The following is a 16,527-nucleotide window of genomic DNA, read 5'->3' as shown; positions in this document are numbered from 1 at the left end:
GTCAGTAAATGCAAATATACTATTATAAAACCGGACTTTTTCGGGCATGCTCCCTGGCATGCTGTAACGCCCGAAGGTTTAAAATAGTTTTGAAGTAATACCACGCCAATAATCCGAATAATTTCAAAGCCTTTACAAAACCATAAAACCTGATAAAGTATTTCGGCAAACCTACTACAGCTTTAAAAGCGCGCATACTGCTTTGGGCAAAGCTATAATTAATATCCAATAGAGTAACCAAGATGGTATATTGCGACTGAATGACATCCTTTTTAAAACTACGGCTAATGGTACGGTCATGGCATATTACCGCATTCAGGGCAATGCCAATTTTAAGCTTATGGTAATGCACCCGGTCGCTGTAATTACGATCTTCACCGTAATGCCCAAATAATGGCTCAAAACTCCCGACGGTTTCAATACAGTCGCGGCTCACCAACCAGGCGGCAGCATTGACGAAAGGAACAGTTACTACATCGCCCTTTTGTGCTGTCTTCCTGCTCAGGTACTGCGCAAAATTGACATCCTGTGTTTTTTCATCCGGGCCCAAGTGTACCGGACTCACAATTCCATATTCCGGATTGTGCATATGAGCCTCCACGAGATGACCAATGGTGGCGGGATAGACCCACGTATCCTGATTTAGTAAAAACAGGTAATCTGCTCCTGCTTCCAATGCTTTTTTGATCCCTACCGTATTTGCTTTCCCAAATCCGAGATTTTCTGCAGAACGGATAAGCATCACTTCCGGAAAGTCTCCTATTTTTTCCAGCGTACTATCTGTAGAATTATTATCCACCACAATGACTTCAACCGGATAGTCCGATTCCCGAAGCGATTGCAGGTTGCGCTGCATCCATTGGGCACCATTATAGGTAACGATGATTACAAAAACTCTTTTATTCAAGACGCACTTTTTTTTATTCGACAAAAATAAAGATATTTGCAGTTGACCTCTCTATAAATTATGATATATTATATTGTTATTCCTGCCTATAATGAAGAGGCCTTTATCAGCCTGACCTTACAATCACTTGCGGAACAAACTATTTTGCCCGGAAAAGTGGTGGTCGTGAATGACAACTCCACAGACAATACCCGGAACATCGTTCTGGAATTCGCTAAAAAACATCCCTGGATTACCCTGGTTGACAAAAGTTCCGAGAACATCCACATGCCGGGCAGCAAAGTAATACAAGCCTTCCACAAAGGCTATGAGACGCTGGATGACCACTATGATATCATTGTAAAATTAGATGCGGACCTGATTATTCCCAATCATTATTTTGAAACCGTGCTTTCCCTTTTTGCCAAAGATCCACAGGTTGGAATGGCTGGCGGTTTTGCCTATATCGAGAAAGATGGGGAATGGATCCTGGAAAACCTGACGGACAAGGATCATATCCGTGGTGCCTTTAAAGCCTATCGGAAAAGTTGTTTTGAACAGATCGGAAACCTGAAACCGGCTATGGGCTGGGACACGGTAGACGAACTATTGTGCCGCTTCTATGGCTGGAAAATAGTGACCGATGCCACCTTAAAAATTAAACACCTCAAGCCTACCGGAGCCAATTATAACAAAGCTGCCCGGTACAAGCAGGGCGAAGCCTTCTACGCATTGGGTTATGGTTTTATGATCACCGCTATCGCATCGCTCAAACTGGCATTACTCAAAAAGAAACCCCTCCTCTTTATCGATTATATCCGTGGGTTCCAAAAAGCAAAATCGGACAAAAAACCCCTATTAGTCAGCAACGAGCAGGCAAAATTCATCCGCCACTACCGGTTGCAAAAGATGAAAGAAAAACTATTCTAAAAAGACTACCGGCACCACTACGGCTTTACGACTATTAAAATCCAGTATTTACGCCCGCTTTTGCCATTTATTTCATAAAACTAAAATCATAAATCCGGATTGATAATTCAAAATTCGTATTTTAGCCAATTATTTATTTCCGCTAATGAAAAGATATTTAACCCAGATAGGCCGTTATTTTATAATGCTGAAAGATGTTTTCAGCAAACCCACAAAATGGCAGGTTCTAAAAGACCTGATTTTTAAAGAAATTGATGACCTGATCATCGGTTCCCTTGGAATTGTAGCCTTTATCTCCTTCTTCGTAGGTGGGGTAGTTGCCATACAGACCGCATTGAACTTAACCAATCCTTTGATTCCTAAAAACCTGATTGGTTTCGCTACCCGTCAGTCCGTAATTTTAGAATTCGCCCCTACTTTCATTTCCATCATTATGGCTGGTAAAGTAGGCTCTTATATCACTTCCAGTATTGGGACGATGCGGGTTACAGAGCAAATTGACGCACTGGATGTCATGGGAGTAAATGCATTGAATTATCTTATTTTTCCAAAAATCATAGCCCTATTGCTGTATCCGTTCCTTATTGCTATTGCCATGTTTTTAGGAATCTTAGGCGGATGGATGGCTGGTGTATACGGTGGTTTTGTCTCTGCTGATGAATTCATCCAGGGTGTACAAAATGACTTTATCCCTTTTCATATTATTTACGCCTTTATTAAGACCTTATTATTCTCCTTTATCCTGGCTACCATCCCTTCTTTCCATGGCTATTACATGAAAGGTGGTGCACTGGAAGTAGGTAAAGCGAGTACGACTTCATTCGTATGGACGAGTGTGGTCATCATTTTAGTGAATTATGTGTTAACCCAATTATTATTAAGCTCATAGTTATGATAAAGATCGAAAACATAAAAAAATCGTTTGATGATAAAGAAGTCCTAAAAGGTATTTCTGCCGAATTTGAAAACGGAAAAACCAATCTTATCATTGGACAGAGTGGATCCGGGAAAACGGTATTGCTCAAAACACTATTGGGTATCAATACCCCGGATTCGGGTACTATTTCTTTTGATGGCAGGATTTATTCTGACCTGACGAAAGATGAAAAAAGAGAGTTACGAACTGAAATCGGAATGGTTTTCCAAGGCAGTGCCTTATTTGACTCAATGACGGTAGAACAGAATGTAGGCTTCCCCCTGCGTATGTTTTCCAATAAAAGAAGGTCGGAGATCAAAGAACGTGTCGATGCTGTACTGGAACGTGTAAACCTTACGGAAGCCTTTCGAAAATTCCCTTCTGAAATTTCGGGCGGAATGCAAAAAAGGGTCGCAATTGCCCGTGCGATTGTCAACAATCCAAAATACTTATTTTGTGATGAGCCTAACTCTGGACTGGATCCGGGAACATCGATATTAATCGATGAGCTCATCCACGAAATCACCGTAGAATATGATATTACTACTGTAATCAATACCCATGATATGAACTCCGTATTACAGATTGGGGAGAAGATCCTTTTTCTGAAACAGGGAATCAAAGCCTGGGAAGGCAATAAAGAAGAGGTTTTAACGACCGATAATGAAGATATTGTAGAATTTGTATATTCTTCCGATCTTTTCAAGAAAGTTAGAGAGACCCACTTAAAAGAATTGAAATCCGGACGTTAGTCCGGATTTTTGTTTTTATGGCTATCCTGGCAAAAGATCAACCTCTGCATTGGGATTGAACAAGAATATTTTTCCCGTCCCTATTTCTTCACATTCAAAACGCTTGGTCCGCTGGGCACCGCGCCGGAATATTTTTCCATTATGGATCCGGAACAGGCTGCCATACGGCAATTCAAATACATAATTTTTATCGTTCTGCGCATCATACTGCTTTAGAGCAAGTGCTAAAGTGGCATCGGTATCACTACTGGCTGTAGGGTTCTTAAAATGCCGTGCCAATAACGGCAACAAACTACCCGGAAAAATCTCAGGCCGCAAAAAGGGTAACATCAGCCGCTGGAACGTATATTTCCATTCTGTCCCGTGTGGCTTAATCTTTCTACCGAATTTCTCAAAGGCCACCAAATGCGCTATTTCATGTATTAGAGTCATCAGAAAACGATACTTATTCAGGCTGGCATTTACTGTAATCTCATGCTTGCCTCCCGGTCCTTTCCTATAATCCCCATGCCGGGTAACCCGCTCATTGACGATTTTAAGATGCACAGCATTCACCCGGATCAGCTCAAAGGCCAGATCGAGGGAATGCTCCGGTAGATAAGGTGCTAAAACATCTTTCAATTTCTATCGTTTTTTAAGGCGTACTGGACGATACCTGCAACACCTTTCCATTATAAAACTGGTTTCCTGTAAGGGCAAAATTATAAATATAATCCGCCATCTGTTTCGCCGTTAGCGGTGCCTGGTATCCCGGAAAAGCTTCTGCAAGCATTTCGGTTTGTACCGATCCCAGTGCTAAGACATTAAATGCAATGCCTCGTTCTTTGTATTCTTCAGAAAGCAACTCTGACAAGGTAATTACCGCCCCTTTACTGGAACTGTACGCTGCAAGGCCCGCAAATTTCATGGAACCCTGTACCCCACCCATACTGCTCACGGTTACCACATGGCTTCCAGGCTGTAGATAAGGCAATACGATTCGGGTCAAAGCGGCTACCGCAAAAACATTTACTTTATAAATGGACTCGAAATCCTGGGTAGTAATTTCTGCAAAAGGCTTCAGCAGCAATGCTCCGGCATTGTGAATCAATACATCCACCTGTTTCCAGTTTTGGGCAAGAAAACCGGTTACTTTATCCAGATCATCTTCCTGGGCCAAATCTACAGAAAGGCAGGTAATGTTTTCGTTCTCCAATAATGCTTTGGACGTTTTTCGCGAAAGCGCCAGGACCTTATGTCCGGCAGTTGCAAAATGTAATGCCAGTTCAAAACCGATACCACGGCTCGTTCCTGTAATAATTATATTTTTCATCGGTACTATCGGATAAAAGCGCAGAACACTCTTACCGCTATTTTAATTTAAATGAATTGTCCTGTTTTTGCTGTTAATCATTTGTTCCATCACCGGAACCATCTCTTGTATGAAAGAGGTCATGTGTGCTACATCCATTTGTTCATATTCATCCTTTACATGGTGGTAATATTCAAAATTTTCGAAATCAAAGGTACAGATAGTTTGTGCCGGTACCTTAAAGGTTTCATAAAAAGGATAATTGTCCGAAGCTTTAAAAAGCTGGTACGTCAGTTCGGCAGGAAGAAATCCTACCAGTTTTTTACCCGCATACCCATTAAGCTCATCTGCCATATTCGATTTCTGGTAGCCCGTCAGGTAAGCTGTAAAATCTCTTTTCATCGGCACACCAATCATTTCATAATTGAACATCAGGTACAGGTTAAAATTTTGTTTCTTCAGTTTAGCGGCTAAGTGTTGGGATCCCAATAATCCTTTTTCCTCTGCAGAAAAAAGTACAAAAAGCACACTGCGCTTATTGGTCTTATGCGTTCCGAAATACTTTGCCATCTCCAGTACTGCGGTTGTGCCGGAAGCATCATCATTCGCCCCGTTATTGATCACATCTCCATCCACTGCTGTTCCCGCAATTCCAATATGATCATAATGTGCCCCGAGTACAATAAACTCCTTTTTCAGTTCCGGATCATTTCCCTCAATATAACCGACAATGTTATAGGCTGTTTCCGGATAATTCGTCAAGGTATCGCGATAGGTCTTAAAATAAGGCTGTACTCCGGACTTTTTAAAAATACCTTCAATGTAGGTCGCTGCTTTCGCAATGCCCACACTTCCGGTATCCCGACCTTCAAGTTCATCAGAAGAAAGGTACTTCAAGGTTTTGGACACGCTTTCAGGGCTTACTTTGTAAGGTGCATTTTCGACCACAGGAGCAGATTTACACGCTAAAAAAAGTAAAGAGGAGAGTAGTAGTATTTTTTTCATCGGTTTCTTTTTGGATAGCTAAAATAATAAAAAATCCCGTCAGGTAAAACCATGACGGGACTTATTATAATGCAACTACACTGGTTTATGCCAGCATCGTTACCGGATTTTCAAGATATTGTCTTAAAGTCTGAAGGAATTGTGCTCCAGTAGCACCGTCAACCGTTCTGTGGTCACAGGCTAAAGTTACTTTCATTGTATTTCCAACTACGATATTGCCGTTTCTAACCACTGGTTTTTCAACGATTGCCCCTACAGAAAGGATTGCAGAATTCGGTTGGTTAATAATGGATGTAAATTCAGTAATTCCAAACATTCCAAGATTCGAAACAGTAAAAGTACTGCCTTCCATTTCTGCCGGCTGTAATTTTTTGTTTCGGGCTCTTCCTGCGAAATCTTTTACGCTGGTTCCGATTTGAGAAAGGCTCATCTGGTCTGTAAATTTCAATACAGGCACTACTAATCCATCTTCTACTGCAACGGCCACACCGATACTTACGTGGTGGTTGATTACCGTCACATCGTCTTTCCATTGTGAGTTTACCTGTGGGTGTTTTTTCAACGCCATAGCACAAGCTTTAATTACCATATCGTTAAACGATACTTTGGTATCCGGGATCGAGTTGATAACCGCTCTGGATTTCATCGCGTCGTCCATTGCCACCTCAATAGTAAGGTAATAATGTGGCGCTGTAAATTTAGATTCTGCCAAACGACGTGCAATTACTTTACGCATTTGGGAGTTTTTCACTTCTTCTACCGAAGTTTCTCCTGCAGGTACAAATGGTCGGACTGCTGCTGCCGGAGCTGAAGTAGCTTCTGCCGCTTTGGCTGGTGCCTGTACTGCTGCTGCTGGCGTGAAGTTCTCCACATCATTTTTCACAATACGGCCATTTTCGCCTGATCCTTTTACCTGAGCAAGGTTTACACCTTTATCCTGAGCTATTTTTTTAGCCAGTGGAGAAGCAAAAATTCGTTGGTCACCAGTAGCTACTGGCGCAGCCTCTTGCTTTTCAGCAGGTGCTTCTGCTTTATCAGCTGATTTCTCTGCCGGAGCTTCTGTTGCTTCTGCTTTTGGAGCTGGAGCACCACCGTCTTTTTTATAACTTTCAATGATACCGCTAACATCAGTACCTTCTGGCCCGATAATCGCTAAAACGGTATCCACCGGAGCTGATTCTCCTTCTTTCACACCAATAGACAATAACGTCCCGGCATTAAAAGATTCAAATTCCATAGTAGCTTTATCCGTTTCAATTTCAGCAAGGATATCGCCTTCATTTACTTTATCACCCACTTTTTTCAACCAGGTTGCTACCGTACCATCCGTCATTGTATCACTCAAACGGGGCATTGTTACTACGATCACTCCTTTTGGAAGTGCTGCAGCCGGAGCTTCTGCTTTAGGGGCTTCTTTTGTTTCTTTACTTTCTTCTTTTGGAGCTTCTTCTTTCGCAGGAGCTTTATCTTCCGATTTAGTTTCTTTAGGGGCATCGCCATTCAGAAGTGCTGAAACATCTTCGCCTTCTTTACCGATAATTGCCAGTAATGAATCTACCGGAGCTGTTTCACCTTCCTGAATACCGATATGCAAAAGCGTTCCGGCATCAAAAGATTCAAACTCCATCGTTGCTTTGTCCGTTTCGATTTCGGCAAGAATATCACCTTCATTAATTTTGTCACCAACTTTTTTCAGCCAGGTCGCAACCGTACCGTCAGTCATGGTATCACTCAAACGGGGCATTGTTATAACTTTAGCCATACTTATAATTTATGAGGTATAAATGGATAATTTTCCTGACTGTATACTACGTCATACATAACGTTAGCATCAGGATATGGAGATTCTTCAGCAAATTTTTCACATTCGCTTACAAGCTCTTTCACTCGTGCATCAATTGCTTCAATTTCTGCTTCAGTAGCATAGTTGTTTTCTTTGATCACATCCAATACCTGAGTAATAGGATCTATTTTTTTGTACTCTTCTACTTCTTCCTTAGTTCGGTAATGTTGTGCATCCGACATGGAGTGTCCTCTGTACCGGTATGTTTTCATTTCCAGGAAGGTTGGCCCATCACCACGACGCGCTCTTTCGATTGCTTCGGTCATTGCTTCAGCAACTTTGATAGGATTCATTCCGTCCACTGGTCCACAAGGCATTTCATACCCTAAACCTAATTTCCAGATGTTCGTGTGGTTGGCTGTTCTTTCTACAGAAGTTCCCATTGCATAACCATTGTTTTCTACAATGAATACTACTGGTAATTTCCATAACATTGCCATATTGAAAGCTTCATGCAGTGATCCTTGTCGTGCAGCTCCGTCTCCGAAGTACGTCAGGGTAACACCACCTGTATTGAAATATTTGTCCGCAAAAGCGATTCCGGCTCCTACTGGGATTTGAGCCCCAACGATTCCGTGACCACCATAAAAACCATGCTCTTTAGAGAAGATGTGCATAGAACCACCCAATCCCTGGGAAGTACCGGTTGCTTTTCCTAAAAGCTCAGCCATAACCCTTTTTGGGTCCACGCCCATACCGATAGGCTGTACGTGATTTCTATAGGCTGTAATCATTTTGTCTTTCGACAAATCCATAGCATGTAATGCACCAGCAAGAACTGCTTCCTGTCCATTGTATAAGTGTAGAAATCCTCTAACTTTTTGTTGTATGTATAAAGCGGCTAGTTTGTCCTCAAACTTCCTCCAAAACTGCATGTCTTCATACCACTTTAAATAAACTTCTTTAGTAACTTCTTTCATCTGCTCTTAATGTATTGCGTTTATGTTATTGTTCAGTAAATTGCTTGAACGCAAAATAGTCTCCTCACACAAATTTGCGAAATGCAAAAATAAGACTTTCAATTGTAGTACTAAAAATTTAAACAAAGTAATTTACCTCTATTTTGGAAAAAGTTGTTAAAACTTAGAATTCAGGGTTCAAAAAGCAAAATAATAGCCCTATTCTACTTTGTATCCCGCCAAAACCCTATACCCCCCACGCACAAACCAAGGAGCAATAATGCTGCATGATCATCCCAAACTGACAGTTCCATCACCTGCATTCAGGCAGCATCCTAAAGTCCCCTGTCACGTGCCTAAGGGAATATTACCATACCTTCTAGAGACTGGTCGAAATTTTGTGTAAACAGTTCTTAGTGTTTAATATTACACCTTTCTCCAAATATGACCAAGAACTGATTCATGATTAATCCCCAGCTTGGTATTGCATTTATCCAGCTTTTTTCACAATTTTGTATTGCTAAATAGACTGATTTCTTGACGCTTTTTTCATCTGGGAACTGCACTTTTGTTTTGGTATATTTTCTAATTCCCCTGTTTAAGTTTTCTATTGTATTTGTGGTGTACATTATTTTCCTGATTTCAGCAGGATAGGCCAAAAAAGGCATGAGATTTTCCCAATTCTTTTCCCAGGAGCAAACGGCATATTTATATTTTGCTTCCCAGTTTTTTTTAAATTCAGCCAGAGCTAAAACGGCTTCTTCCTGATTTATTGCAGTATATACTTCTTTCATTGCACTGCAAAATGCTTTTCTATCCTTAACTACTACAAACTTAAGGCTATTCCTTATTTGATGAACAATGCAAAGCTGGGATTCTGTATTTGGAAAAACACCTCTGATAGCTTTTGTAAATCCGGTAAGGTTATCTGTACAGGCAATGAGAATATCCTTTACTCCACGAGATTTTATGTCAGAGAGTACAGTCATCCAAAATGAAGCCGACTCTTCTTTATTTAGCCACATTCCTAATACTTCTTTCTTACCATCTGTTTTTAGTCCGATTACAATGTAAATTGCATGGTTTTCATATTTCCCATCTGTTCTTACTTTCATATGCACAGCATCCATCCAAACAATCAGATACTGTGGTTCTAAAGCCCTTTTAGTCCATAAATCAACATCAGCCAGTATTCTATCAGAGATGGTCGAAATCGTGGACTCACTTACTGATATCCCATAAACTTCTTTAACTTGTTCTACAATATCACTACGGGTCATTCCACGACTGTACATTCCTAAAATAGCATCTTCAATCTTTTCACTCATCGATTGGCCTTTTCCGATGACCTGAGGCTCGAATTCACCATTTCTATCCCGGGGAATAGCCAGGACCATATTGCCCAAAGTCTCTGATTTTATATTCTTTGAGAAAGAACCATTACGGCTATTGCCTGTATTGTATCCGTCAATATTATGCTTCTCATATCCCAGATGAGCATCCAATTCTCCCTGGAGTAGCTGTTCAATGCCTTGTTTATACAGGTCTTGAAAAAAAGTATGGAAGTCTTCTTTGTTTTTAAATTGCTTTGCAAAATCTTTGGGTAATTTACCATCTTCGATCATAATCCGCTCTTTTTAAATTATTTAAATGTAGTTCTTTTAAATTCTATACTTAATGATCTGTTGTTTTTTGGCTAAGCCTTAAAATCTCAAATCAAATTAAAATCAATTTCTACGTTTACACAATCTAACGACTACTCCCACCTTCTATGCTTCTTGTCACGTCCTCTTTGCTTCTTGTCACGTCCTCTTTGCTTCTTGCCACGCCTTCTACGCTTCTTGTCACGCCCTCTTTACCTCTTGTCACGCCTTCTTTGCTTCTTGTCACGCCTTCTTTGCTTCTTGCCACGCCTTCTTTGCTTCTTGTCACGCCTTCTATGCTTCTTGCCACACCTTCTTTGCTTCTTGTCACGCCTTCTATGCTTCTTGCCACACCTTCTTTGCTTCTTGTCACGCCTTCTACGCTTCTTGTCACACCTTCTTTGCTTCTTGTCGCGTTACCTAAGCTTCATGTCACAGTAGCAGGACCATTATCCTACAAAACCAAAACCTTAGCACAAACCCCACTATAACATGCAGAAAAACCAACTTCAACTACTACAGTAAAGACCAAAAAAAAATCCCGCCTTCCTATAGAAAGCGGGATTTTGGTACTATTTTTATTGTATTGTTTACAGATGATTTTTATCAAACACAAAAGGCAACAGGTTCTGCAAGGAATCGGATTGGTATATTTCTCCGGTTTCCCCCATAAAATACATTACAATGGGCACATCCTGTCGGGTTTCATATTCTGCAATTGATTGCCGGCAGGCACCACATGGCGGAATAGGCGATACTACAGGTTTGTTATCCGATGTTGCCGAGATCGCCATTGTTAGCATTTTGGCATCCGGATAAAGTGCTCCTGCCTGGAAAATCGCAACCCTTTCTGCACAAAGCCCGGAGGGATATGCTGCATTTTCCTGATTGGATCCCACTACTACTTTCCCATTGTCAAGCTGAATGGCAGCACCAACCCTGAATTTAGAATAAGGAGCATATGCTTTTTTTCGGATTGCAACAGCCTCTTCCATCAAAGTCCGCACCGTTGCAGGCAGTTCTTCCAGGGAATCAAAAACCGTGAAATTCACCGGAATCGTTATTTTTTTCATGTATTAAATCTAGTATTCTTCATACTTATCTCCAAAATTGAAGGTCAGTGAGAAACGTAAGGTGTTTTCTAATGGGTTTTGTACTTTGGATGCAGAGAATAAATAAGAGACATCTACTTTCACAGAGGAATATTTAAATCCGGCTCCAAGGGTAAAGTATTTACGGGCTCCTTTAGTTTGATTTTCATTAAAGTAACCGGTTCGCAAAGAGAACGAATCCTGGTAGGTGTATTCCGCTCCAACAGCATAAGTAAACTCCTTAAGCTCTTCCTTTAATCCATCTGGAGCATCTCCAAAGGATTTAAAAATCCCAGAAACCCATCCAATTTTACGATAGTTATCGTTATTCGTTGAAATTGCGGTTGAAATTTCAGAAGGTGATATCACTCCGTCTCCATCAAGATCTATGTATTCTGGTTTCTGAGGTGTTGGTACCATCAGCTTGTTCACCTCTACGGTTAGGCCCAGTTTATTATATTCGTCAAAAATAAAATCAAATCCTCCCCCTAATTTCATTTGCGCAGGCAGGAAATTACTGCTGAACTCATCATTATCATAGCTGATTTTTGGGCCCATGTTCTGGAAGTTAAAACCGGCACGCCATCTTCCGTCAAAATCATCATAAGCAATTTGCTCTGACTGATAGTATCCTGCCACGTCAACCGCGAAGGAATTTCCGGCAGAAGCATCGTTATTATCATCCGGAATTTTTAGATTGGAACGGATGTATCTTCCGGCAACTGCCATAGAAAAACGTTCGCCCAGCTTTAAGGAATAGGATAAATCTATTGCAAATTCATTTGGATTTACTGTTTGTAATGCATCCCCATTTTCATTGGTCAACTGAATTTCACCCAGTCCAAAGTAGCGAAGACTACCCGCAAAGGCACTTCGTTCGTTGATCTTATTATAATAAGTTACCTGTCCGAGAGAAATATCATTTACGATAGCCGTAAGATACGGCGTATAACTTACAGAGAGCCCTTGCTCATCCAGAGCGAAGGCATATTTAGCAGGGTTATATTGTTGCGAGAAGGCGTCTGTTGAAGTAGCAACACCCACATCTCCCATACCGGCTGCACGGGCATCCGCAGGAATAAGCAAGAATGGAACCCCGGTCGTAATGGCCCGGTTATTATCCTGTGCCCTAACCGCCTGGAGGCTTAGCAGGCAAATAATTAATAGTGATAATTTTTTCATGGTGATTTTGAAAATTTATGGAACAAATATAGCGTTTTCTTAAAGTATTACAAGTTTCTCAAACTTTTCTGTCTTTTTATTTGTTAAGGTCGACTTTACCGTAAGTTTATAAATATAAACTCCTTTTCCAATCCTATCGCCAAAGTCATCGCGGCCGTCCCAGGTAATTTCGCGGGATAAAAACCCGGTCGTAGTGACCACCTGGTTTTTTGTCCATACAATTTTACCAGTCACCGTCATCACTTGTACCTGCACTTCCAGCGGTTCAAATGGGCGGTTATGGGAAAACCAAAATTCGGTATAACTCACAAACGGATTGGGATAATTCAGCACATTCTCCAGTTTCAACTCATCATCACCTACCACCACAAACTGTATCTCTGCCGTAACCAGATTATTATAAACATCCCATGCCTTAAACAGTATGGTATGGAGGCCTACCGCCAGATTCCGGAACGGATAGCGTGTTTTTCCATTTTTATAATCATCCAGGGTGGTTTCGTAATAATCATTCAGTATATACGGATTCGTTTCGTCCCCATCCAGGATCGCTACCATATCATGCCCGATACCACTGGCCGTATTCATCCCGTTTTCATCAAACAGGAATGCCAGGAATATTGGTGAATCGTTGGTAATCCCTCCTGACACAAATGAGGTATCGTTCATATATAACTTCACAGTTGGCGGCGTATTGTCCACCGGCGCATTTAAATTTACGCCTCCTAACTTAATAGTAGTATTATATCCGGTCTGATCCTGCAGCGGTGTGTCTTTTTTAGCATAAAAACTCACACGCCCTTCTCCTACCGGAATCCTGATATCCCTTGGGACTACAAAACCAAACTCAAACTGCCCGTTGGCCACCGAAGCATTTCCACGAAAAATAGTCTCCCCGAGTGTTTTAAAATTCATAATCAATAAAGTCCCACCAGTAGGCGTATAGCCGTCATTGCCCAGCGTTACCCTGTCGATGCGCTTATCATATATATTCACTGCCAGGTCGCCGTTGTACCCTGTCAGCAGCGTTCCATTCTCGTCAGTTACCTGTCCTGCTAATTTTACATAAGACAAAGACTGTAGCACATCTGTAGCTGTAGCCACGGGATTGTCATTAATTTTGGTCAGGATCACTTTAGGTTTGGGTATTGCCAGCTTCAGTGCCGGATCACCGATACAAAAAACCATACGGGTCACTTCATTACTACTGGTTCCCATTTTGGATAGCCGCAATGCTTCAGCAATAGTAGGATAGGTATCGTTACCGTATGAAAACAAGATCCCCGAAAGGCGGTCATTAAAATCAAGCGCCGTCCCTACACCGATTTCCCGGGTAGTCGTGATCAGCGCCACTGCGCCACCTCTGGGATTCCAATAAGTATATTCGCCGGCCGTAGGTCGGTACGGGTTATCAAAGCGCGTAAATTCGCAAGTCACCGTAATGAATAGTGGATATTTATACTGATTGCTCAGATTTTGTGCATCTGATTTTTCAAACAAACGTTCGCTGGCAAGGCCGTCTTCACCACCATGCCCCATATAATTGAATACCAAAGCGCCCTGTTCAAAAGAGTTTATAAATTCCTGCCGAACTGCAGGATACCGTTGGCCACCCGCCGAACTTTCCTGTACATAGGAATCGGAATGTATTTTTTTGACATTGATAAAAGGCTTTTGTGCCGCTAAAACTTCCCCAAGATTATCCAGCCTGAATTGCAAGCTGGCATCAGATTCCCGGTCCACATCATCGGACATCAGCACAAAATTATTACGCCACTTCCCATAGGATTTACTATCGTGGTAATCAATTACCTTACTCACCATTTCCGCAGCCTGAGATACTGAACTCACCAGCATACGCCCAACAGCAATATCAAGTGCGTCAGAACCGGTCATCGCCAATATCCCGCTATTATCTCCGGTGATGGTATAAAAATCATCGGAAGCAAAAGTGGTAAACGAAGAAAACATGGTTGGATTATTGGACAGGTTATCATTTTCCGCAGGGTTAAAACTCTGGAATATGGGAACGATATTGGTATTATTCGGGATCCTGTCCTTATAATCAAAAGAAGCATCTCCAAAGAGATTCAGGTATTTTACCCTTCTGGAAGGCGAAGAGGCATTATTGTACACATACTTTACAAAATTACGGATCGCCCCCACATCCTGCTTACCGGAAGAAAATTCCTGATAGATATTTTCCAGGTTCACTACACGCACATTGAGCCCGGAGTTGGATCTGTGAAAATTCGCCAGTCGCTCTGCCTGGGAATTCAATGCCGAAGGGGTTATGATCAAATAATCCACATCTTCAATAAGTCCCTGGTTGTTCTTTAGAATAGTACCTTTCAGGTTTTGATTCGCTACCCTGGACTGCGATTCTTTCAAAGGCGCATAATAATCGTTGGGATCTATCGCGATGTAATTGCGCACTTCGCCCAAAACGGCTTTAAAGGAAAAAACAGATTGCCCATTAACCTCCGCCTTGGTGACATTATGAATATCGGTAATATCCCAAATAAGGTTAATCCCTGAAGCATTCGCCACATTATATTGTATGATCCCAATATTGGTCGCTGCATCATCCACCTGAAACCGAAACTGTTTCCCAATTCCCTGCAGGTTTCTTTTTGCTTTTAGCGCGATATAATCCAGGTACCCTACAGAATTGGGCACCCCATTATTATTATAGTTGAGCCCTATTTTAATTTCATCGGTTGCGGTAGTAAAACTTCCCGTCATTTTCCGCTCATAAGCATGGATGGTCGGTGCTCCGGCTGAGAGTGCCTGAATATCGACACTTCCTACCGCCTGCCCGTTCGCTTTTACTGCAAAAGAAGTGGCCGTATAAGACACTGCTGCAGCCACAACATCTATTTTTACCGGAACGGATGCCACAACATTGGGCACATTAAACGTAAATAGCTGTTCACTTTCAATTGTAAAATTCTCCCCAAACCACTGACGCCCCAACCGAACGATATTTTCCTTGTCCACCTCATGGTACTGATAATCATCAAAAGCAGCTACCGTCATGGTAGCCGGATTATTGGTTAGCGGATTCATCGGTGTGATTCTGCTTCCCATATCGCCACTGGCGGTAACATAATAATAGGACCGTGAACTGTACAGGTTATTGTGGGTACCGTTTTCACGACTCCAGTTATCGAGACCCTCTGCATAAAACAGGATATAATCTTCATTATTAAAAACACCATCATTTTCACCCACTACTGTAATCGGATTTTCCAACGGATCTAAAGGATAAGCTACACTATTGGATAAGGGCACCATCCTTCCGCCATGTCCAAAAATCTTAAGCCTGCGGGGATCAACATTATCCGTATTCATCCCGAGGCTCTGTAAAAAACTTTTAGAAATCCTGTATACTCCCGACTTTTCCACATAAAACCGATACCAATCGCCGCTTGCCAGTACAGAATTTGATATACTGTTCGCGCTCATTGTGGTATTCTGAATCGCCGATCGTGCTGCCGCACCATAATTAAAGGAATAGGTAAACGATTTTATTCTTCGCACCGCCCCCCCTTCTTTAATGATAGGAGAAAGGCTCAGTGCAACATACCGATAGTCCCGGGCAAGATGATTGGAAATAGTAGCTTTAGACGTTGTGGGCAAATTGGCAGAAGACAAGTTCCCCAATTGCTGATTACTGATAGTTTCGTAGGTAATATTGGTGATTTGCAGTGAACTTTCCTGGGCATCAGAAGTTGCCGGAATAGAAAGACGATAGAAAATTTGCATTTTTGTATCATCAAAATAAAAATTATCGGAAGCAAACTGCAGCATCGTATAACTGGAGTTCTCTGAAGAAAATTTCCCGTTATCTTTCCATTCTATAACGACATTGCCCTGTACCTGAGCGACAGAAACGAACGAATAAAAGCTTAAAAGTAAGGCAATGGCATTTTTCATTAATGTGAATAACGTGGTTAAATGTTAAATATTACAAAAAGTAAAAATAATTTATTTAGAGTAATCTATCCTATAATATTTATATTAAATTTGCGTTCTATTAAAAAGGCATTTAACAGAAAATTATTAACTTTTTTCGCTAATTAAAAA

Annotated in this window: 14 protein-coding genes; 4 read left to right on the top strand and 10 right to left on the bottom strand. The window is 41.4% G+C overall.

Going from position 1 to position 16,527, the window contains the following annotated elements:
- Positions 1 to 22: 22 nt before the first annotated feature.
- Positions 23 to 907 (bottom strand): glycosyltransferase family 2 protein, encoded by an 885-nt coding sequence (locus FK004_RS08200; RefSeq protein WP_108736828.1) that lies wholly within the window; start codon positions 905 to 907, stop codon positions 23 to 25.
- Between the two features lie 60 nt (positions 908 to 967).
- Here FK004_RS08200 and FK004_RS08195 point away from each other — a divergent pair, with 60 nt between their 5' ends.
- The 3 genes from FK004_RS08195 to FK004_RS08185 all read left to right on the top strand — a co-directional run bounded on the left by FK004_RS08195 (position 968) and on the right by FK004_RS08185 (position 3,484).
- Entirely contained in the window at positions 968 to 1,816 is an 849-nt protein-coding gene (locus FK004_RS08195) for a glycosyltransferase family 2 protein (protein ID WP_108736827.1), read from the top strand.
- Between the two features lie 145 nt (positions 1,817 to 1,961).
- Positions 1,962 to 2,705 carry an MlaE family ABC transporter permease gene (locus tag FK004_RS08190; protein ID WP_108736826.1) on the top strand — a complete coding sequence of 248 codons (744 nt, stop codon included), beginning with the start codon at positions 1,962 to 1,964 and terminating at the stop codon, positions 2,703 to 2,705.
- A gap of 2 nt (positions 2,706 to 2,707) precedes the next feature.
- Positions 2,708 to 3,484 (top strand): ABC transporter ATP-binding protein, encoded by a 777-nt coding sequence (locus FK004_RS08185; protein WP_108736825.1) that lies wholly within the window; start codon positions 2,708 to 2,710, stop codon positions 3,482 to 3,484.
- Between the two features lie 21 nt (positions 3,485 to 3,505).
- Here FK004_RS08185 and FK004_RS08180 read toward each other — a convergent pair whose 3' ends face one another.
- The 6 genes from FK004_RS08180 to FK004_RS08155 all read right to left on the bottom strand — a co-directional run bounded on the left by FK004_RS08180 (position 3,506) and on the right by FK004_RS08155 (position 10,147).
- A complete protein-coding gene (locus FK004_RS08180) occupies positions 3,506 to 4,105 on the bottom strand; it encodes a SprT-like domain-containing protein (protein ID WP_108736824.1) in 600 nt (199 codons plus the stop codon).
- A 13-nt stretch (positions 4,106 to 4,118) separates the two neighbouring features.
- Positions 4,119 to 4,796, bottom strand: coding sequence for an SDR family NAD(P)-dependent oxidoreductase (locus FK004_RS08175; protein WP_108736823.1), 678 nt, complete (start codon positions 4,794 to 4,796; stop codon positions 4,119 to 4,121).
- Positions 4,797 to 4,838: 42 nt separating this feature from the next.
- On the bottom strand, positions 4,839 to 5,780 hold the full coding sequence (locus tag FK004_RS08170; protein ID WP_108736822.1) for a M28 family metallopeptidase: 942 nt from the start codon (positions 5,778 to 5,780) through the stop codon (positions 4,839 to 4,841).
- 85 nt (positions 5,781 to 5,865) lie between these two features.
- Complete coding sequence (locus FK004_RS08165) at positions 5,866 to 7,542, bottom strand: pyruvate dehydrogenase complex dihydrolipoamide acetyltransferase (protein ID WP_108736821.1); 1,677 nt, start codon at positions 7,540 to 7,542, stop codon at positions 5,866 to 5,868.
- Between the two features lie 2 nt (positions 7,543 to 7,544).
- Positions 7,545 to 8,543, bottom strand: coding sequence for a pyruvate dehydrogenase (acetyl-transferring) E1 component subunit alpha (gene pdhA, locus FK004_RS08160; protein ID WP_108736820.1), 999 nt, complete (start codon positions 8,541 to 8,543; stop codon positions 7,545 to 7,547).
- Between the two features lie 392 nt (positions 8,544 to 8,935).
- Complete coding sequence (locus FK004_RS08155) at positions 8,936 to 10,147, bottom strand: IS256 family transposase (protein ID WP_108735429.1); 1,212 nt, start codon at positions 10,145 to 10,147, stop codon at positions 8,936 to 8,938.
- 146 nt (positions 10,148 to 10,293) lie between these two features.
- Here FK004_RS08155 and FK004_RS19185 point away from each other — a divergent pair, with 146 nt between their 5' ends.
- Positions 10,294 to 10,656, top strand: coding sequence for a hypothetical protein (locus FK004_RS19185; RefSeq protein ID WP_157956059.1), 363 nt, complete (start codon positions 10,294 to 10,296; stop codon positions 10,654 to 10,656).
- A gap of 99 nt (positions 10,657 to 10,755) precedes the next feature.
- Here the strand turns inward: FK004_RS19185 and cdd are convergent, their stop codons facing one another.
- From cdd to porU, 3 genes are read right to left on the bottom strand one after another with little or no spacing between them, the layout of a single operon-like run.
- Complete coding sequence (cdd, locus tag FK004_RS08145) at positions 10,756 to 11,238, bottom strand: cytidine deaminase (RefSeq protein WP_108736818.1); 483 nt, start codon at positions 11,236 to 11,238, stop codon at positions 10,756 to 10,758.
- 9 nt (positions 11,239 to 11,247) lie between these two features.
- Positions 11,248 to 12,438 carry a type IX secretion system outer membrane channel protein PorV gene (gene porV / locus FK004_RS08140; protein ID WP_108736817.1) on the bottom strand — a complete coding sequence of 397 codons (1,191 nt, stop codon included), beginning with the start codon at positions 12,436 to 12,438 and terminating at the stop codon, positions 11,248 to 11,250.
- A 39-nt stretch (positions 12,439 to 12,477) separates the two neighbouring features.
- A complete protein-coding gene (gene porU / locus FK004_RS08135; protein WP_108736816.1) occupies positions 12,478 to 16,377 on the bottom strand; it encodes a type IX secretion system sortase PorU in 3,900 nt (1,299 codons plus the stop codon).
- Positions 16,378 to 16,527: the final 150 nt, after the last annotated feature.

Origin of the sequence: Flavobacterium kingsejongi, from assembly GCF_003076475.1 — a bacterium.
Classification (GTDB): Bacteria; Bacteroidota; Bacteroidia; order Flavobacteriales; family Flavobacteriaceae; genus Flavobacterium; species Flavobacterium kingsejongi.
The sequence above is the reverse complement of the archived record's forward strand: the minus strand, read 5'-3'. Positions and strand labels throughout refer to the sequence as shown.